Annotated in this window: 16 protein-coding genes; 9 read left to right on the top strand and 7 right to left on the bottom strand. The window is 62.4% G+C overall.

The genetic code is table 11. The features are described from left to right. Position 1 precedes the first annotated feature (1 nt). The 5 genes from QM996_RS21150 to QM996_RS21170 all read right to left on the bottom strand — a co-directional run bounded on the left by QM996_RS21150 (position 2) and on the right by QM996_RS21170 (position 4,589). The gene (locus QM996_RS21150) at positions 2–727 is read right to left on the bottom strand and encodes a TfuA-like protein (RefSeq protein ID WP_334198024.1); all 726 of its coding nucleotides are present in this window, start codon (positions 725–727) and stop codon (positions 2–4) included. Beyond that, the gene (locus tag QM996_RS21155; protein WP_500270525.1) at positions 724–1,911 is read right to left on the bottom strand and encodes a YcaO-like family protein; all 1,188 of its coding nucleotides are present in this window, start codon (positions 1,909–1,911) and stop codon (positions 724–726) included. The genes QM996_RS21150 and QM996_RS21155 overlap by 4 nt, the downstream gene beginning before the upstream one ends. Positions 1,912–1,983: 72 nt before the next feature. Then, entirely contained in the window at positions 1,984–2,205 is a 222-nt protein-coding gene (locus QM996_RS21160; RefSeq protein ID WP_334198026.1) for a hypothetical protein, read from the bottom strand. 32 nt (positions 2,206–2,237) lie between these two features. Continuing rightward, on the bottom strand, positions 2,238–4,109 hold the full coding sequence (locus QM996_RS21165) for an AfsR/SARP family transcriptional regulator (protein WP_334198027.1): 1,872 nt from the start codon (positions 4,107–4,109) through the stop codon (positions 2,238–2,240). A 27-nt stretch (positions 4,110–4,136) separates the two neighbouring features. Beyond that, positions 4,137–4,589 (bottom strand): helix-turn-helix domain-containing protein, encoded by a 453-nt coding sequence (locus tag QM996_RS21170; RefSeq protein WP_334198028.1) that lies wholly within the window; start codon positions 4,587–4,589, stop codon positions 4,137–4,139. Between the two features lie 454 nt (positions 4,590–5,043). On the opposite strand from QM996_RS21170, the gene QM996_RS21175 reads away from it, so the two are divergent. The 6 genes from QM996_RS21175 (at position 5,044) to QM996_RS21200 (ending at position 13,580) form a co-directional block, all read left to right on the top strand. Continuing rightward, on the top strand, positions 5,044–7,602 hold the full coding sequence (locus tag QM996_RS21175; protein WP_334198029.1) for an SH3 domain-containing protein: 2,559 nt from the start codon (positions 5,044–5,046) through the stop codon (positions 7,600–7,602). A gap of 107 nt (positions 7,603–7,709) precedes the next feature. After that, positions 7,710–9,827, top strand: a complete 2,118-nt coding sequence (locus QM996_RS21180) for a mechanosensitive ion channel domain-containing protein (protein WP_334198030.1) — start codon at positions 7,710–7,712, stop codon at positions 9,825–9,827. A gap of 41 nt (positions 9,828–9,868) precedes the next feature. Beyond that, entirely contained in the window at positions 9,869–11,323 is a 1,455-nt protein-coding gene (locus QM996_RS21185) for an MltF family protein (RefSeq protein ID WP_334198031.1), read from the top strand. A gap of 38 nt (positions 11,324–11,361) precedes the next feature. Further along, a complete protein-coding gene (locus QM996_RS21190; RefSeq protein ID WP_334198032.1) occupies positions 11,362–11,646 on the top strand; it encodes a hypothetical protein in 285 nt (94 codons plus the stop codon). A gap of 69 nt (positions 11,647–11,715) precedes the next feature. Next, positions 11,716–12,813, top strand: a complete 1,098-nt coding sequence (locus QM996_RS21195; protein ID WP_334198033.1) for a glycosyltransferase family 4 protein — start codon at positions 11,716–11,718, stop codon at positions 12,811–12,813. Next, positions 12,810–13,580: a polysaccharide deacetylase family protein gene (locus QM996_RS21200; RefSeq protein ID WP_334198034.1), complete on the top strand. Its 771-nt coding sequence runs from the start codon at positions 12,810–12,812 to the stop codon at positions 13,578–13,580. The genes QM996_RS21195 and QM996_RS21200 overlap by 4 nt, the downstream gene beginning before the upstream one ends. On the opposite strand, the gene QM996_RS21205 is transcribed toward QM996_RS21200, so the two are convergent. Beyond that, positions 13,567–14,397: an MBL fold metallo-hydrolase gene (locus QM996_RS21205; protein WP_334198035.1), complete on the bottom strand. Its 831-nt coding sequence runs from the start codon at positions 14,395–14,397 to the stop codon at positions 13,567–13,569. The two genes, QM996_RS21200 and QM996_RS21205, sit on opposite strands and share 14 nt — an antisense overlap. Positions 14,398–14,675: 278 nt before the next feature. On the opposite strand from QM996_RS21205, the gene QM996_RS21210 reads away from it, so the two are divergent. After that, positions 14,676–15,845, top strand: coding sequence for a DUF3095 domain-containing protein (locus QM996_RS21210; protein ID WP_334198036.1), 1,170 nt, complete (start codon positions 14,676–14,678; stop codon positions 15,843–15,845). 39 nt (positions 15,846–15,884) lie between these two features. Here QM996_RS21210 and QM996_RS21215 read toward each other — a convergent pair whose 3' ends face one another. After that, positions 15,885–17,222 carry a nucleotide sugar dehydrogenase gene (locus tag QM996_RS21215; protein WP_334198037.1) on the bottom strand — a complete coding sequence of 446 codons (1,338 nt, stop codon included), beginning with the start codon at positions 17,220–17,222 and terminating at the stop codon, positions 15,885–15,887. 374 nt (positions 17,223–17,596) lie between these two features. Here QM996_RS21215 and QM996_RS21220 point away from each other — a divergent pair, with 374 nt between their 5' ends. Further along, positions 17,597–18,946 carry an adenylate/guanylate cyclase domain-containing protein gene (locus tag QM996_RS21220; protein ID WP_334198038.1) on the top strand — a complete coding sequence of 450 codons (1,350 nt, stop codon included), beginning with the start codon at positions 17,597–17,599 and terminating at the stop codon, positions 18,944–18,946. A gap of 9 nt (positions 18,947–18,955) precedes the next feature. Continuing rightward, positions 18,956–19,906 (top strand): polysaccharide lyase family 20 protein, encoded by a 951-nt coding sequence (locus QM996_RS21225; RefSeq protein WP_334198039.1) that lies wholly within the window; start codon positions 18,956–18,958, stop codon positions 19,904–19,906. Positions 19,907–19,978: the final 72 nt, after the last annotated feature.

Genomic DNA, 19,978 nt, shown 5'->3' on the forward strand with positions numbered 1-19,978 from the left:
CTTAAGATGAAGCGTCAGGTTGACCGAACAACCTCTTCCACATGCTGGTAGAATTGAATTCCCAATCTCGCGCCGCAACCGTCCGTTGGTCGGACGCGTTGTGCAGTGCGTCGAGCAAATGCAGCGCATCGATGCGTTTCTGGTCGACGAATTCGGCGGCAAGCAGGCCCGCGAGGCGGGTGCGATTGGTACCGGCAGGAAGTGCCGCGCGCTCGACAATCGTCGTCCAGGTGCGTTCCTTGTAGAAGACGGCGGCTGCCGCAGCACCGATCGCCGCCACCTCATCCGCCGGAAGCAACTGGCGCTCCCGCAGGCGTCTGAGGGTCATGTCCACGTTGACGAGCGGCAAGGTCAGCGGCAGGTATCCGAGTTCGGCCGGGCCATGGATCAGGGCGACATCGGCATCGTCCACACGCTCGCCTTCAACATACTCTCGGCAGATCTCGCCGATGCCCACCATGCCGAAGGGAGCGCATTCGGCAGCGCGAAGCGCCCCCATGCTGGCGGCGCCGAATATTTGAACGCCTTGCGTCAGCGCATACAGGATTTCCTTGTGCCAGACCGGGGCGACGTGTTCGAAATGGCCATCGATCAGGCCGATGGCCGTCGCGCCACGCTCGGTCGCGCGGAGAATGTCGCCCTGGACGGCGGGCGGCAGGACCGTGATGGGGGCGGCTGCGAGGCGGTGCGCGTCCGGCAGGCTCGGCCCGACGAAGGCGATCTTCATCCGACCTCCAACGCGCGTGCCAGCGCCCGCTCGCCGAAACGGCGCTTGCGCGACCCGTCGGGGTTCTCGAGCTCCGGAACGAGAACCTTGACGACGGAGAACGGCATGTCTCCTTCTTCGACGAGGGGTACGACCACAACCGAGCGGATACGCGCCTCCTCGAGCCGTCGCATTGCGAAGCGCAGCAGTCCTTGCGGTCCACCTGCGGCGTTTGTCGCCGTCGGGGCTTTCCTTTGCGGGGCCGCCTCGAACAGCCGCTGCGTCTCGCGGGAGAGGGGGCGGGTAAAGGTGTCGGGAAAAACGTCGTCGCGGGCACCGCTGATATAGGTGAGCCGCGACTGGGCGGCCTCGGTCACGGCGCGGATGGCGGCTCTGCGCGCCACCGGGTGCGCTCCGTGTCCGATCGTCACGTCGTGGTACCGGGCTTGCCGTGCACTCAAGATGCCGGCTTCTGCAAGGGTTGCTGCGTAGCAGGGTATAGCGACGTCGCTGGTCATGTCGAAGAGGCGCAATTGCAGGCCGCAGGCATCGATTTGACGCACCATCGCGTCGAGGATCGGATCCTCGAACGAGACAGGATCGATGCAACTGCCGAGCTTGCCGCCCAGCGGCAACAGGCGCCAGAGCGTTTCGGCGTCGCGCTCGATCCGCTCGAGCAGTCCGTGCAGGATGGCTTCCGTCCGGCTGTTGCCAGAGGCAAGGCCATCCGAGGATTGCCAGTATCGGCAGCCTTCGATGGTCCGGTCGAGGGTCGTCGCCTGAAGCGGCACCCATGTGGTGGCTCTGTCTGAGAGATCGAAGCCGCGAAGCCAGGCGATCGTCTCGTCGTCGCCGAGATCCGGCTGGCCGGTGGCGATCAATCCCGGAAGCGTCAGCGCCCGATCACCGTTTTCACACAATGCCCGGCGGGTCGCCATCCTGGCCGGCACCGGTGGAGCGCAGGCGACGGCGCGTTCGATCGCCTCCATCGCGGCCGAAACCTTGGCGTCGTCGTCGGTAACACCCTTGCCTTGATTGATGACGATCGACCGCGCATTCGGTGAAATGGCGCTCCAGACGGGAATTCCGACCTTGTCGAGCCCAGTCAGGCGCGCAAGCCTGCTGATGCCGAATTTGGGCAACAATGGCTCGATGCGCCGAAGGGTCTCTTCCGGCGGACAGGCGCGATCGCCGTATGAAAGCACGCCGGGCGTCGAACGGCTGAAACAATCGTCCGAGGCCCGGTCAATTCCGCTGACTTGTGCCACCTGTCGGCGTCAGCCGTCCATGAACCCGCCGGATACCGAGTCGGACGACGCCGCCAGTACCGCAAGGTTGACGCCCTTGTGCACCGTTGCGCCACCGTTGACGCGCAGGTCGTTGGCCGCTGCCAGAGGCCCCTGTGTCGGCGTCGGAATTTGTGTCACCGTTCCCGCGTCCAGATCGGCCATCCAGAGCCGATCGTCACCCGCCACGCCGATTACCACCACTTTCGCCATTTGCCCCTCCTGGCTTTCGCTGAACGAAGATCTCAGAAGCCTGCCTTGCGCAGGCCTTCGCAATAGTGGACTCGTTGCCACTCTTCCCTGAAGGGAACGATGGCCATCCATTTGTCGAGATTAAAATCCGGGTGCACGTCGAATGTCTTGCGGACGAATTGGCGAGCCTTCTTCTTGTTGCCGAGCATGCCCCAACTTGCCGCCGACAGCCGGTCGGCGGGCGTCGGATCGCGCATGCGCTCGATGTAGGCGATGGCCTGTTCGTATTGGCCAAGCGAATAGCTGGCGCCGGCGGCAGTCCAGAAATACTCGTCCGGCGCGATCGGGTTAAGGTCGAGCGCGGCTTGGATCTTGCGAAGGCCGCCCTCCGGCCGCGACGCCTGTACCAGCGTGTCAGCGTAGCTCGCGATGACATTGGCATGCTGCGGACTCAGCGCCTCCGCCTTGTCATGGTATTCCATGCTTTCATCGAACTGTCTCAGATAGAGCTTGACGACGCCGAGCTCGCGGTAGCCCGTTGCCAGCGTGTCATCGGCCACCACTGCGTCGCGTGCGTGCCGTTCCGCAAGCGCCAGCAATTCGCTGTCGCCGCGCGCCGTCAACAACCATTCGAAGAAGTAGCTGCGCGCCAGCCCGCTCATCGCCGGCGCAAAGTCGGAATTCTCGTACAGCGATTCACGGAAACTCTTGCGTGCGCGCCGCAGCTCCGGAAGGTTGAGCTGCTTGAGGTAGCGCTGCCCCAGCAGGAAGCTGCGATAGGAGCCGACATTGGTCTCGTAGGTCTTCCGGTGCGCCTCGTTGCGTTCCACCTGGCTGGCGATGGCATAGGCGATCTGCCGGGCAATCTCCCGCCGCGAGGTCATCAGCCCGTCGTCGTCGAGATTGAAACGGTCGGCCCAGATCACTTCGTCATTGGCAAAGAAGATCAGCTGCGTGAACAGAGTGAGCCGACTGCCTTCGTCCGTCAGGCGGGTGTCGAGGATGTAGCTGATGGCGTGCTTCTGGTAGGTATTTGCCTTGTCGGCTTGGAGGCTGATCTGCGCCGCCGTGTAGGGGGCGATGACTGAGACCGAACGAAGGCCGCAAAGGCCGATGGTGACGTCCTCGATCAAGGCGCTCGCAAATAGCGTGCCGGGACTGTCGATCGCGCCGTTGCTCGGCGGCAGCAGCACGACGCGTGGCGGACGCAGGTCCGCGGCCGGCTCGGAGACCGGCGTGACGATCGGCGAAGCGAGTCGCCATTCCGCGACGGCTGGAATGGCCGGCGCATTGCTGTGTGTGATTGCCCTCGCTTCGAGGTGATTGCCTTCGAGCTGAAACACCTCAGTCAGGATCTTGCGCACATCCTCGTCGAGCGGATTGCGTTCGAGAAGCCGTGCTGCAGCCGCCTTGATCAGCTTGCGATGGGTTTTCGTCGCTTCCGGCGCGGCTGCGATCAGGCTTTCGCGCAGGAGCGTCATGTGTTCACCGCGCTGCCGTTCGATCCAGCCGTGCAGCGCTTGCCCCTGCGATTTCAGGTCCTTGAGGAAGTCCTCTTGGAACGTCGTTGCCGCGCGTTCGAAGCGGGTGAGAGCATCGCCCGGGTCTCGATTGATTTCGTCCAGGTCGCTCTGCAGCCGATCGACGTTAAGCGCGACCGACGATTGGGAGAAACTCAGGAAATGGCAGCCGAGTTCATCCTGTCGCGCGCTGATTCGCGAGATCGTCTTGCGCAGATTGACGAAGGCCTGGCTGGGGACGACTTCGTCCCATAGCAGCTTGGCGATGTCGTTTCTCGACTGTTCGCGATATCCGCCGACGATCAGATGACAAAGGATGAGCAGACCCTTCTCCGGAAAGGCCACTTCGCGCCCGTTCTTGTCGACGAGACGCAAGCGCCCGAGGGTCTGCAGTCTGAATGTCATCCGGTCATTCCTGTCGGGCGCGAACGCTTATCCGTGCAGATCCTGAGCGTGGCTCGGTCCTGCACGGCTGCTTTCCGTCTCGGGCGTCTGGGCCACTGCGGCGACGAGCGAGATGATCTTCTTGCGCAGCACCGGATCGGTGATCTTCAGGAAAGCGCGGTTGAGGGCGATGCCTTCCTTCGACGAAACGAAAGAGGAGATCTCGCTCGGTTCGCGGGTCGTGTCGCCGGCGCCGGTGCGAGCAGAGGCGTCGTCGCCTTCCTGGAAGAAGAAGCTCGGATGCACGCCGAGGATATCGGCGATCGCCTGAAGACGGCTGGCTCCGATGCGGTTGGTGCCTTTTTCGTATTTCTGAACCTGCTGGAATGTGATCCCGAGGCCGTCGGCCAGCTTTTCCTGGCTCAACCCGGCCATCAACCGACGCATCCTGACGCGGGAACCGACAAAGACATCAATCTGGCTGGGGGCTTTTGTGTTCACTTGCATTTCCTCCGGACGTAGGAATGGTCAAATCATACATATGAGTTTGCTTGAATAAATCTCCTGATGCAATCACTACGGGCTAAAACGCCGAGATTTGCGGCGCCGTCCCGGTTTTCCAAGGGATGAGCCGGTCGATGCTGCCGTGATCGGCGCGCAAGCGCGCCAATTGTGATGCTCCATATGCGGCAAATTGCCCTGATTGCGCCGAAATGCGAGACTCCCCGCGCGAATCGATCTCGTGTCGCGCGGCCCCCCGACGGGCTCATGGCCGAGGCTTACCGTCCCTTTCAGTGGCCCGTTACAGCCGCCGTTACTGTTACGTACTTGTGTTGCTCCCGCGCCTGAAGATGCTGCGATGATACCGGCCCCATGTCCGCTCCTCACCCGTCATCTTCACGAGGGGCGACAGCGCGGTGCCGGTTCGGATTGCTGCCAGACGCCGGAGAACGAAATGCGCAGATTGACCTTGGCCTTGACCCTGTTCGCGATTGCTTCCGTTCCGGCCGAGGCCGGTCCCGCAACGACGAGCGCTTCCGTCAATTTCCGGGAAGGGCCGGGGACCGGCTTCGACAGTCTCGGCACGATTGCGGAAGGCGCGCAAGTCGACGTCAAGGAATGCGACGATGGCGGCACATGGTGCGCGGTGAGCTTCGATGGCCAGAACGGCTTCGTCAGCGGCAAATATCTGAACGATGCCGATCCCAAGGGGCTCGGCTGGCCGCGCGCCTTTACGACCGACAGCGGCGCGACCATCACGCTCTATCAGCCGCAGATCAACGCGTGGAAGGACTTCACCGACCTCGATGCGCTGATTGCTGCCGAATACAAGCAGTCCGACGACGCCAAGCCGATTTACGGTGTCATCGGGGTGACCGGCAAGACCGACGCCGACAGCGCGTCCGGCCAGGTCGTCGTTTCGGATATCAAGATGACGGAGATCAATTTCTCCGTCCTCGATCGGAAGGAACTGGCGGATCTCGCCCTCGAGGTCGGCAAGCTTATGCCGGTCGGAACCATCACGGTTTCCGAGGACAAGTTGACGGCGAGCCTCGCCGACTACGAGCGGCTCGGCAATGTCGAGGGGCTCAAGGCCGATCCGCCGCCAATCTTCGTCAGCAAGGAGCCGGCGGTGCTGGTGCAGACCGACGGCAAGGCGGTGTTCGCGCCGGTCAAGGGCGTCGAGGGTCTGTCCTTCGCGGTCAATACCAATTGGGACCTGTTCAAGGTCGATGCGGACGGCAGCTATTATCTGCGCAACGACAAGGCGTGGCTGCAATCGAAGGATCTGGCCTCGGGATGGCAGCCTGCATCGTCGCTTCCGGACGTTCTCGGCAAGCTGCCGGACGATGACAATTGGAAGGATGCCAAGGCGGCGATCCCGCCGCAGGCCGAGACGGGCGCCGCAGCGAAGGTCATCTATTCGGACAAACCCTCCGAGTTGATCGTCTTCGACGGCGAGCCGAAGCTCGAGCAGGTGCCGGGCACCGGTCTCAAGGTTGCGACCAACAGCGAGAGCGACGTCTTCTACCGCGACGCAGATTCCAGCTGGTACATCCTCGTGTCCGGTCGCTGGTTTGCGAGTGCCTCCCTCGATGGCCCGTGGACTTTCGCCACGCCCAAGCTTCCCGAAGATTTCCAGAACATCCCACAGGACGCCGCCTATTACACGGTGCGCTCGTCCGTTGCCGGTACGTCCGAGAATGCCGAGGCGCGGCTGAAGGCAAGCATCCCCGAAAAGGCGCGTGTGGCGCTCGACGGGTCGGTCAAGGTGGACGTCACCTATAGTGGCGATCCGAAATTCGAGAAGATCGACGGCACGTCGCTCACCTACGCCGTGAACACGAACGAGACCGTCATCAAGGTCGGTGACCAATACTTCGTGGTGAAGGACGGTATCTGGTTCGTCGGCGATACGCCGACCGGACCGTTCAGCGTCGCCAAGGCGGTGCCCGACGAGATCTACAAGATCCCGCCGTCCTCGCCGGTCTACAACATCACCTATGTGCGGATCTATGAGACGGAACCGGACGCGGTCTGGTTCGGCTACACGATGGGCTATCTCGGGGCCTATCTCGCCTGGGATACTTTCGTCTACGGTACCGGCTGGTACTATGACGACTATTGGGACTATGGCTGGGCCGGCGGCGGCTATTGGCCCTATTATCCCCGTCCCGTGACCTATGGCATCGGTGCGTTCTACAACCCGGCCGTCGGGACCTTCGGCCGCTATGGCTATGCATACGGTCCCTATCGCGGCATCGCCGCCGGTGCGGCCTACAATCCGCGCACCGGTACCTATATGCGCGGTGCCGTCGGCTACGGGCCGAATGGTGACCGGGGCTTCGTCGCGGCCTACAACCCGCGCACCGGCAACGCTGCGATCGCCCGCGGCGGACACAATGTCTACGGGAGCTGGGGCACGGCGGCCGTCAAGCATGGTTCCGACTATGCGCGCATTTCCGGCGGCTCGACCGCGGGCGGCGCCGGTATGCATTGGCGCACATCGGACGGCAATCATGGCTTTGTCGCCGGCGGCAAGGGCGGCGACGTCTATGCCGGGCGCGATGGAAGCGTCTATCGCCGCGACGATGGGCAATGGCAGAAGCACACACCGGACGGCTGGCAGCCAGTCGACAAGCCTTCGATCCAGGACAGGGCCAAGGCGGGCGAACAGTTTTCCGCCAGGCACCCGGATGCGGCCCAGAACCTGAACCAGCAGATCGACTTCGGCCAGGGAGCAGGCGCGCGAACGCTGGACCGCGCGCCCGATCATCTGGCCATCGACAATATCGGGCGACAGCTCGGCAACCAGCGCTCCTTCGAGCGTCAGTCCTTCGATCAGCGGCCGCTGAACTTCCCGAGCAGCGGAGGCGGCGGCTTTGACCGCCCGGGTGGCTTCGGTGGCGGTGGTTTCGAGGGAGGCGGCTTCCACGGCGGTGGCGGTTTTCAGGGAGGCGGCGGATTCCACGGGGGCGGGGGCTTCCATGGTGGCGGCTTCCGCCGTCGTTGATCTGCGGCGAAAGGGCGTTGGCAGAACCGCCTATAGGTATGTTAGCATTTGAAAAAGTTGAGAATCGTGCCGGTCGGGGGACCGGCACGATCAGTGGGGTTGTAAGAATGGGCTGTGTCGGGTCGTCGCATCGTTTTCTAGGGCCGGTCATCGGCCTTTTCGTGTTTCTTTCGATTGTCTTCGGTCCCGTTTCCAAGGGATTTGCGCAGGAAGCGGCGCCCGCCGCGCCGCCCGTCAAGGTCCAGCAACTGATCCAGCTTCTCGACGACCCCGAAGTGAAGCAGTGGCTTTCGACGAAACAGGCGCCTGCCGCGACGGCGACCGAAGCGCCTGCGACGGGGATCGTTGCCCGGTGGACGGCTGAAATCAGGCGCCACCTGACAGGCATCACCAATGCCGTGCCGCGCGTTCTCCCGGAAATGCAAGCCGCACGGGATCGCCTGGCCGGCGACATGGAAAACCACGGTGCCGCTCCGATCCTCAAAGGCTTCTTCCTCATTCTGCTGATCGGTTACGGCGCCGAGTATCTGCTGCGTTGGGTGCTAAAGCGCAGCCTGCAGGGGGCGGTCCTGACCGGGCCGGCCCGGACGATACTGACACGGGTCCTGCCGCTCATCGTTTTCGCGGCCGCCAGCATGTCGGTGCTTGCGATCGCCGATTGGCCGCCGCGGCTGGAGAAGACGATCGCGCCGTTGCTCGGCGCCTGGATCGGCGCCCGCCTGCTGATGATCATCGCCTCGGCTGTGCTGACCGGTGGACCGGCAAGCGAGAGTGCAGATGGACGGGTCGGCTACATGTCGCTGGCGCCGGATGATGCCCGCTTCTGGCACCGGCACAGCCTGTGGCTGATCGGCGCTGCTGCGCTGGTCTGGGGTGTCGGCGATGCGATGCTGGCTCTTTCCATTCCCGCTGACGTGCACGATCTCATCGCCGCGGCTCTTGGCCTCGTGGTCCTGGCGCTCGGGATCTTGACGGTGGTGCGCCGGCCCACCGGTAACGTCGTCGGCTCGCGCCGCATCGTCGGAAATATCCTGCTGGTAGCGTTCTTGGTCGTGCTGTGGATGCTGTGGGTCGCAGGGATGGACGTGCTGTTCTGGATCGGCCTCTACGTGATCGGAATACCGCCGTTGCTGCGCTTCACCAGCGCCTTTACCAAGACGATGCTGGATGCGTCTGCCGAAGACGACGCGCGTGTGATGCGCAATATCTTCATCGAGCGCGGCGCGAGGCTGCTCGTCATCGCTTTGGCGGCCGGCTGGCTGGCGCTGGTCTTCAAGGTCAGTGCCACGGCGATGATGCATGACGACGCCTTCAATCGGGTGGTCCGCGGCGCGCTCGCCGGGATCGTCATTCTGCTGGCGGCAGACCTCATATGGCAGCTCGTGAAGGGTTTCATCAATCTGCGCGTCAAGCAGGCCAATCGCGCGACCGAGGACCCGGCCGAGCGCGCCCGCAATACCCGCCTGATGACATTGCTACCGATCCTGCGCAATTTTCTCGCGGCCTTCATCGCCATCGTGGCGGTGCTGATGGTGCTCTCCGGCCTCGGCGTGGAAATCGGCCCGCTGATTGCCGGTGCCGGTGTCTTCGGCGTGGCCATCGGCTTCGGCTCGCAAACGCTGGTCAAGGACGTCATCAGCGGCATCTTCTACATGATGGACGACGCCTTCCGCATTGGCGAATACATCCAGAGCGGCAGCTACAAGGGCACGGTCGAATCCTTCAGCATTCGTTCCGTCAAACTCCGGCATCATCGCGGCCCGGTCTTTACGGTGCCTTTCGGCTCGCTCGGCGCGGTGCAGAACATGAGCCGTGATTGGGTGATCGACAAGTTCCTGATCAACGTTTCGTTCGATGCCGATGTCGCCAAGGTGAAGAAGCTCGTGAAGGGCATCGGTGCCAAGTTGCTCGAAGATCCGGATATCGGGCCGCTGATCCTGGAAACGGTCAAGATGAAAGGCGTCGAGAATTTTGGCGACTACGGGATGACCTTGAGCTTCGCCATGAAGACGAAGCCGGGCAACCAGACCCAGGTCAGACGTCGGGCGCAGGTCATGATCAAGGAAGCCTTCAAGGAAAACGGCATCAACTTCGCCTCGCCGACGGTGCAGGTGGCGGGCGACGAGCAGCAGCAATCTGCTGCGGCCGCTGCCGCTACCCGCGACGCTATCGCCAAGAAGAATGCCGCTGCAGCCCTCGGGGAGGGTGGCCCGCCAGAGGAATAGGGTTTCGCCAACAGGTTTTCCAGGGGCCGGGGAGGCCGACCATGAAGCGCGTTCTATTGGGGATGTTGCTGTTCGTGTTCTTCGCGGGCGGCAGCGCCTTGGCGCAATCGAGCGAGCAATTCGTTCGGTCGATGTTCGTTCCACACAAGGACGATTTCGACGGGATGGAAAAGAGGCGGATAATCCGCATCATCGTGCCGTTCAGCAAGACGATCTACTTCATCGACCGCGGCCAGCAATTGGGCACGGCTGTTGAATTCGGGACGGCGCTCGAAAACGAACTCAACAAGGGCCGCAAGAAGCAGATCGACAAGATCCGCGTCGGCTTCATACCGATGCCGCGGGCGAAGCTTCTATCGACGCTGGAAGACGGGCTCGGCGATATCGTCATGGCGAACCTGACGATCACCGAAACGCGGCTTGCCAAGGTCGATTTCACGGCGTCGCTCTATGAAGAAGCAAAGGAAGTCCTCGTCACCGGCCCGTCCGCGCCCGCAATTGCGAGCCTTGATGACCTGAGTGGACGGGAAATCCATGTGCGCCGCTCGAGCAGCTATTACGAACACCTGGCGGCCCTCAGCGTGGATTTCGAAAAGTCCGGCCGTGCGCCAATTGCCTTGAAGGACATGGACGAGAACCTGGAGGACGAAGACGTCCTGGAGATGATCAATGCCGGCCTGCTGCCGTGGACGGTCGTCGACTTGTACAAGGCGAACATCTGGTCGACGGTCTTCACCGAGCTCAAGGTGCGGGAGGACATCGTTGTGTCCGATCACGGCGAAATCGCCTGGGCGATCCGCAAGGACAGCCCGAAGCTCAAGACCGTGCTCGACAATTTCGTCAAGACGCACCGCGTCGGAACGACGTTTGGCAATATCCTGAAAAACACCTACTACAAGGGCGACAAGATGCTGAAGCGCGCCTATGCGCCTGACGACGTCGAACGTTTCAAGCAGCTCGTCGAGATCTTCCGCACGCACGGCAGCACCTATTCCTTCGACCACCTGATGCTGATGGCGCAAGGCTACCAGGAATCGCAACTCGATCAGTCCAGGCGCAGCCATCGCGGTGCGGTCGGCATCATGCAGCTCTTGCCGTCGACCGCAGCGGACAAGGCGGTCAACATTCACGGCATCGACAAGGACGCGAACCTGAATGTCGAAGCCGGATCGAAGTATCTGCGCTTCCTCGTCGATACCTATATCAACGACCCGGCCGTGCCCCCGCGAGACCAGTTGCTGTTTGCCTTCGCAGCCTACAATGCCGGGCCCGGGAACCTGCGCAAGTTCCGGGCAAAAGCCAAGGATATGGGGCTCGATCCGAACCTGTGGTTCGGCAATGTCGAAAATGCCGCCGCCGCGATCGTTGGGCGCGAGACGGTTCAATATGTCAGCAATATCTACAAATACTTTGTCGCCTACAGCCTGCTCGAGGCCCATGACGCTGACGCGGCCACGGTGAAAGTCGAAAACAAGGCGGCCGGCACCGCGCCATAGATGCGGCGCACGCGTTCGCCGGAAGTGGAGGTTTCAAAATGGTCGCGGTGAAAAGCAATGCGCCCGTGAGGCGATCGGCAGCCCTTCTTTGCCTTTTCGCTCTGACGCTCGCCGGCTGTACGACGCCAGACATAGAGCCGATCCCGGGCAGCATCACCTATGGTGGCCAGCCGCGGACGAAACTGACGAAGGCGCCCGTGGGCAGCATCGTCCCGCACCGCTTCACGAGCGGCAACAGTTTCGTTCAGGAGACCTATGTCATTCAGCCGGATCGCACGCTGAAACTTATCCGGCGCGACTACTATGATTTGCCGATTGATTGATGAACCTGAGGTGCGTGCCGGACTCGGTTGGTTGACAGTCTCGCACGGAGGCACGATAGCTCGCTGCCGATGAAGATCGCCTTTTACGCACCGCTGAAATCCCCCGATCATCCGGTGCCGTCCGGCGACCGGCTGATGGCACGCATGCTGATCGCGGCCCTTCGGATCGGTGGGCACGAGGTTGCGATTGCATCGGACTTGCGCAGCTTCATGGCGACGCCATCCGATCAGGATTTTCGCGCGTTGGAGCTTGCGGCGGACGCGGAGGCCGCGCGCCTTCGGGCACTCTGGCGGAGCGAGGGCGTTCCCGATCTCTGGTTCTGCTACCATCCCTATTACAAGGCGCCGGACCTTCTCGGGCCAGGGCTCGCGGACGAATTTTCCATTCCCTATGTGACAGCGGAGGCGTCCTATTCGATGCGGCGGAACGAGGGTGTCCGGGCCATTGTGCAGCGCCATGTTCTTGCGGCTATCTCGCAGGCGGCCGTCAATATCTGCCTGACGCACCGCGACCGCGACGGCCTTCTTGAAGCCGCGCCTTCGTGCCGCCACGCGATGCTCGCGCCGTTCATCGATGCGGCGCCGTTTATTGAAAGCAAGCCACGGGTCGATGCCCCCTGCCGGATGGTCGTGGTCGCGATGATGCGCTGCGGCGACAAGATGGACAGTTACCGCATGCTGGCGCAGGCGCTGATGCGCGTTGCTGCCGCCGCCTGGACCTTGACGATCGTCGGCGACGGGCCTTGCCGGGAGGCGGTCAGAGAAGCCTTCGCTGACTTACCTCCGGACCGGTTGGTATGGCTTGGCGAAAAGGATGCAGCCGAGCTTCCGCAAATTCTTGCAGGCTGTGATCTCTACGTATGGCCCGGTTGCGGCGAGGCCTACGGGCTTGCCTATCTTGAAGCGCAGGCAGCCGGCCTGCCGGTCGTCGCCCAGCGAACGGCCGGCGTGCCCGAGGTCGTGAGGCACGGTGAGACCGGGTTGCTGACGCCCGACGGAGATATTGATGCCTATGCGGCGGCGATGCGCGACCTAATCGAGAACCCGGCAAGCCGCGGGCGATTGGGCTCAGCCGCCCGACGGTTCGTTCATGAGGAGCGCTCGTTTCCGGCAGCCGCTGAACGGCTTCGCTCGATTTTCGATGAATTCGTGGAGACGCCGGTATGACCGAAGAAATCCATTGGCAGCGCCTTGCTGCGGAACTCGATCGTGTTGCGGCGTCGGGGCAGAAGGTGGATTTCTGGCTGCGTGACGACGACGCAGCCGAGCCGGCGCCGGCACTCGATCGCCTGCTGGCGCTGGTCGACCGACACGCACTTCCGGTGGTTCTGGCCGTCCCGCCAGCCCAGGCCGGTGATGCGCTCGCGCGCCGTCTCGACGGGCTCGAAAGTGCCAGCATTGCGGTGCACGGTTGGGCGCATCGCAATCACGCGCCGCCCGAGGAAAAGAAGCAGGAGCTCGGCGCGCACCGACCGCCCGCCACGGTGCTCCACGAACTCGAGCTCGGCTACAGCCGCCTGCAGACGCTTTTCCCTGGCAGCTTCGTGCCGATGCTCGTTCCGCCATGGAACCGGATCGATCCGGCCCTTCTCGACGGCTTGCCCGATATCGGTTTCAAGGCGCTCTCGATCTTCGGTCCGGAAAAGCCGTCACCGTTCAAGCTCGTCAACACGCATGTCGACGTGATGGACTGGCGCGGGACACGCGGCTGCCGCGACCATGCACTGATCGTCGCCGACATCATCGCGAGGCTTCGGCAAGTGTCGGGCGATGTCGAGGAGAGAGCAGACCAGAAGGGCCGCACGATCGGCGTGCTGACGCATCACTTGGTTCACGACGAGGGGGTATGGGCGTTCCTTGAGAAGTTCTTCGCTGCGACCAGCAGACATCCTGCCTGTCGCTGGCTTGCCGGCGGCGACGTTACAGGTCGATGATCTGTCCGTCGCGGGCGGCAAAGGCGCCGGCGAAGGTGGCCCGAACGTCGCGCTCCATTGCGGCAAGCGCCTCGTCGGTGCGGGACGGATCATGATGGAACATGGCGAGCTGCTTGACCCCGGCGGCCGTCGCCAGCCGGGCGCCATGCATGCCGGTCGAGTGTCCATAGCCCTGAAAATGGTCCATCTCGCTCTCGAGATAGGTGCAGTCGTAGACCATCAGATCACAGCCGGCGATCAGTTCGAGAACACCAGGATCGAGAATGCCGGGCTCGTGCTCGGTGTCGTATACGAGAGCGACGGCGCGGCCGTTCCATTCGACGCGGTAGCCGACACAGCCGCCCGGATGATTGAGACTGGTCGTGCGGATCGTGATTCCTTCGCGCGGCGTCAGTGCGTCACCGGGCTTGAAATCCATGCCGTCGAGGCTTGCCTGACAGATATCCGGGTCCACCGGGAACCATGGCGGGCGCATGAAGTCGCGGATCATTTCCTTGGTGGACATGCTGCCGTGCAGGTGGCCGGACCAGAAGCGTACAGAGTTCTGACACTTGTAGATCGGCTTGAAATAGGGAAGGCCGATGATGTGGTCATAGTGGCTGTGGGTGAAGAAAAGGTCGAACCGGTCGACGCCCTCGGCGATCAGCGAGTAACCGGCTTCGCGCAGCCCAGACCCCGCATCGAAGAGCAAAACGTCCTTGCCGCATCGAATCTCGATGCAGGATGTATTTCCCCCATAGGCGACGTATTGTTGGCCGGATACCGGCAAACTTCCTCTTACGCCCCAGAACCGCACTCGAAAGTTGTCGTCACGCATTCAGTTTCGGCTTCACTACGCACGCTCGGGTCATTTTGATCCTTGTGTGACTGTTAAACAAGCACAGATGGCCATACCCCTGCAATGCCATGGGTTATTATTTGGAAAGTAACCTTAGCGTCGCCAAGAGCGCCCGATTGGAAATCGCCCGACGGAACCGCATTGCGGCGGGGGTCGCGGGACAGATTGCGAGGCCTTGGCAACTGCATATGAAACTTTTTGTTGCGCTATTACGTGGATTGTCTATCGAACGCAGTAACGTAGGGAACAGGTCACGCATGGTTGAGGCAGCAGACGGGCGGTTCTACGACAGCGTACCCCTTTTCGATGCGTTCGAAGGGGTCGCGGACGAGGCGAATTATCGCCCGCTGCCGGACAGTTGGATTCTGGCCGTTGCCGACATCGTCAACTCCACCGGCGCGATCGCCGAAGGCCGCTACAAAACTGTGAACATGGCAGGCGCCAGCGTCATTTCGGCGTTGATGAACGCGCTCGAAGAAAAGTCGATGCCCTTTGTTTTCGGGGGGGACGGCGCACTCGCCGCGCTGCCGGCGCCGATGCAGGATCGCGCCCGCGACGCACTCGCCGCCGTGAAGACCTGGGTGGCGGAGGAACTCGGACTCGACTTGCGCGCCGCCCTGGTGCCGGTCAGCGATATCCGCGCAAACGGTCTCGATATGCGTGTCGCCCGCTTCAAGGCGAGCGAAGAAGTTTCCTATGCGATGTTTGCGGGTGGCGGCGCCAGTTGGGCCGAGGCGGCGATGAAGGCGGGGCGCTATTCCGTCGGTGCCGCCGCCCCCGGCAGCCGGCCTGATTTGACCGGGCTTTCCTGTCGCTGGAATCCGATCGAGTCCCGCCATGGCACCATTGCATCGATCATCGCCGTGCCCGGACCGAATGGCAATGGAGCAGAGTTCCAGTCGCTGATCGCCGATATTGTCGCTTTGGCCGACGAGGAGGAGCGCAACGGCCATCCGGTTCCTGAACTCGGGCCGAAGCCGCGGTTCTCCTTCAAGGGGATCGACGCCGAGACGCGGGCCGTGGCACCGAAAGGACGGCGCTTCCTCGCCCGTTGCTTCATCACCGTGCAGACGCTCGTGCTGTTCGTCTGCCTCAGGATGGGCTGGAATCTTGGATCATTCGACACGGGCCGCTACCGCCGCGATCTCGCCGACAACACGGATTTCCGTAAATTCGATGATGGGCTGAAAATGACGATCGATATCAGTGCCGAACGGCTCGGACGGATCGAGACGCGGTTACGGCAGGCCGAGGCAGCGGGTGTCGGGCACTATGGCCTGCATCAACAGGATTCGGCGCTGATGACCTGCATCGTGCCGACGCCGATGACACGGGATCACATGCATTTCGTCGACGGCGCGTCGGGCGGCTATGCGGTGGCGGCAAGCAAGCTCAAGGCCGCGCTGGCGAGCGTAAACAACGCCTAGCAACGCCCGATTTGCAGCCCTTGCTGGGCCGAGGGCGCGCTAAGCCTTGACGATGTGGTCGCCGGTCAAGCCGTTGCGGTAAAAGATATTGCGCGTATCCACAATGAGCGAGGCGGAACCGGCAAGGGCGGCGTAGTCCACCTGGTCGTGGTCGGTGGCAATCAGCACCGCATCGAACGCTGCGACCGTTTGCGCGTCGAGCGGGACCGAACGCCGGCCCTTCAGGGCTCCATGTTCGCGTGTCGGCGGGATCTCTGCGACGTAGGGGTCATGATAGGCGGTGCGGCCCCCCCGCTCCTCGATCAGTTCGATCAGGCGCAGCGAAGGGCTTTCGCGAATATCCGGAACGTTCTTCTTGTAGGCGAGGCCGACGACGAGGACGTTGGAACGGCTGAGCGCCTTGCCGGCCTTGCGGTCGAGCGCCTCGGCAAGGCGGCTGACCACATGGCGGGGCATGGCCGAGTTGATCTCGCCGGCAAGCTCGATGAAGCGCGTCGGCAGTTCGTATTCCCGTGACTTCCAGGTGAGATAGAAGGGGTCGATCGGTATGCAGTGACCGCCAAGCCCCGGGCCGGGGTAGAAGGGCATGTAGCCGAACGGCTTGGTCTTCGCCGCCTCGATCACTTCCCATACGTCGATGCCCATCGCCTCGTAGACGATCTTCAATTCGTTGACGAGGGCGATGTTCACTGAGCGGAAAATGTTCTCGGTCAGTTTCACCGCCTCCGCCGTGGCGTTGGAGGAGACCGGCACCACGGTCTTCACCACGGCCGCGTAGAACCGCTCCATCAACGCCGAAGCCTGCGGTCCGTCGCCGGCGACGACCTTCGGAATGCTGACGGTTTCGTAGGTCGGGTTGCCGGGATCTTCACGCTCCGGCGAAAAGCCGACGAAGAAATCGCTGCCCGATTTGAGTCCGGTCTCTTCGAGGATCGTGCGCACGACGCCGTCGGTCGTCCCGGGATAGGTGGTCGATTCCAAGACGACGAGTTGTGCGGGCCTCAGGGTCGCGGCGATGGCCCGTGACGTCTTCTCGACGAAGGAAAGATCCGGGTCGCGGTGTTTGGTGAGCGGCGTCGGCACGCAGATGATGATGACGTCGCAGTCCACAAGCTTTTGAAAGTCCGTGGTCGAGCGGAAGCGGCCGGCACTGCTCTCCTTCGCAAGCGCTGCGTCCGATACGGCGGCGATGTAGGATTTGCCCGCGTCGAGCGCGACGATCTTGGTCGGGTCGATGTCGAGGCCGGTGACGACGAAGCCCGCGCGAGCAGCGGCGATGGCGAGCGGCAGGCCGACATAGCCGAGACCGATGACGCCAACCCTGGCGCTCAAGGCGGAGATGGACGAGAGCAGGCTTTCGTAATGAGGTGAGGTCAAGTTTGTTTTCCGGATCTCGTGGGCAGGCGGTGGCGCCCGCGCGAATATGTCGTGGTTTGTTGGAGAGAAACAAGCTGCAAGTCAAGCGAGGCACTGCGTCACGCCTGCGTTCAGGCCCTTGAGCCGGCTATCAATTCTTCGTGCGAGAAAAACTTTGTCGGGCCTCTGGAAATCGGCGGGTGGGATCAATATCTGCAACATATAAGTGCCGCAATCCGGGTGCCTGCACGTCATCGACGCCGGAATCGGCTGGAGCATTTTCTTAACGGGCACGGCTCATCATCATCCCCCGCGAACATGGACCGGCAATTTGCCGGCGCGTTCGTCGTCTCCGGATGCTGACGCGGGGCGGTCTGTCATGATGAGGACGCGAAATGGCCCCGACGAACGACAACGTATCCGAAATCCTCATCGACAAGGTTGCCGACTGGCTGATGCGGACATCGCTGAGCGACGCTCCGCTGGAGACGATCGTCAAAGGCTTCTGCGAGCGGCTCGCCGCCGCCGGCCTGCCGCTGATGCGCGTTCATCTGTCCTTTTCGATGCTGCATCCGCTCTACGATGCGCTTGGTTTTACCTGGATCCGCGGCAAGGGCGTCGAGGTCAGCGGCCTTCGGCACGAAGAGCTGGCGCTCAATCCGGAGCGATTCCTCCAGAGCCCCTATTACTATCTGCTCAACAACAATCTCGAGCATGTCCGGCGGCGCATCTATCAGGACACGCCGTCCGAGTTCCCGATCTTCGACGATCTCAAGGAGATGGGGGCCACGGACTATCTGGCCTTCATGCAGTCGCTCGGCGCCGACTCCGGTCACGGCATGGTCGGTTCCTGGACGACGGATCGTCATGGCGGTTTCACCGATGATGTGATCGGGGCATTGCTGAAGCTGCAGCATCACCTCGCCGTCGCTGCCAAGATGGCGGTGCTCGGAAAACTCGCCGACAACATGTTGACCACTTATCTCGGTTCCAGTGCCGGTCGGCGAGTGATGAGCGGTCAGGTCCGCCGTGGCGACGGCGAAACGGTGCGCGCGATCCTGGTCATGGCCGACATGCGCCGTTCGACGATGCTGGCGGAAAAGGAAGGGCGACAGTCCTATATCGAGACGCTGAACACCTATTTTGACGCGATCGCCGCGCCGTTCAACCGCAACGGCGGCCATATCCTGAGCTTCGTCGGCGATGGGTTCATCGCCGTCTACCCGTGCGGCCGCCACAAGGAGCCCTCCGAGTTTGCCGCCCGCGAAGCTTTTTCCGCCGTGCGCGCAGCAACGGCGCGCATGGAGATGTTGAACGGCGAAAGGCGCAAGCAAGCGCGCGATCCGATTGGCTACGGCATCGGGCTGCATGTCGGCAACGTGATGTTCGGCAATGTCGGCTTGCGCGACCGGCTGACTTTTTCCGCTTTCGGCTCGGCCGTCAATGAAGTGCAGCGGTTGCAGAACCTCACCAAGAAATATGCGCATAGCGTCGTCGCCAGTGAGGCCTTCGTCAACTACTGCGGCGGAGATTGGACGGCGCTCGGCCAGGAAAAACTGCGTGGAGTCCGGCAGAAATTCACGATTCTCTACCCCAACGATGCGGCGTTGCTTGCCAGGGCAGACGAGCGCTTTGACGATGTGTTGCAGGATGGACTTTCCGAGGCGGAACATGTCATGTTGCTTCATCGCAATACTCGTCCGCTACAGCCGCCGCGCGGCCTCATCGACAAGATGCTTCAATAAGGGGGAAGAATGTTCCGAGTTGTGTTTGTCGCCGCCAGTATCGCCATGGCCGGGGGCGCGATGGCTCAGCCGTGGGAAACCAAACTGTCAGACGGCTTCGAGGGACAGAACTTCGCGCCCGAAGGTGGGCTCTACTATCGCGAGAATTTCGAGCAGAGCGCCGGGACGGTCGAATTTCAAAACCAGGTCACGCATACCGGAAAGGGCGCGCTCAAACTGAGCGTCGTTCCGACCTGTCCCGATTCGCTCGACGGTTGTAGCGAGCGAGCCGAGATCTGGGAGAAGACGGCGCTTCGGGTGCCCTACGACCAGGGGGTCTGGTATGGCTTCGCGGTCAAATTCGCCGATCCGATCCCCAGCGAGGATCATCGCTATCTGATCGCTCAATGGAAGCGTGAGATCGATCCCGGCGCCGAAGGCGACTTCAGCCCGTTCCTTGCCTTGCGCCTCGAGGCGGGCAAGCTCTTCGTCACAGTGGAGACGAATTACATCGCGCCGCTCTCATCCGGCCCGGAAGGTACGCCAGCGAGCTGCAAGCCCGGCGAGATTCCCGTGTGGGGGCGGCCAGGCGTCAACCAGATGCGCATGCTGGTCGCCGCGGACAGCAACTGGAAACTGGAGGACGGCAGTCTGTTCAATGCCTGCACGGATGCCATCAAGGTGACGAACCACGGCAACCCGCTGCCCGACCCGAAATCCGGCTGGATCGATTTCGCGATTTACACGCTGCCGGGGGCCAATGGGACGGGGCGCATCGAGCTGTTCGCCAATGACAAGCCGATCATCACGGTGACGGGGCACGTCGGCCACGACGACAAGGGGCTCGGCAAGAACCAATACTTCAAGTTCGGCCCCTATCGTGCGGCCGACAGGACGGATTGGACGCTGTTTTATGACGACTTCCGTCGTTCGCCGAATTGCTCCGATGTGCTGAAGGGCGGGGCGTGCCCTGCGCTCTAACCAACTGAATGCACGGGGCAATGCTCCGGTTGTAGTCGGCCCTGCTGGACAGCCCTCTGAAGCTGCGCTAGT

This window comes from Sinorhizobium chiapasense, assembly GCF_045277575.1.
Classification (GTDB): Bacteria; Pseudomonadota; Alphaproteobacteria; order Rhizobiales; family Rhizobiaceae; genus Ensifer; species Ensifer chiapasense_A.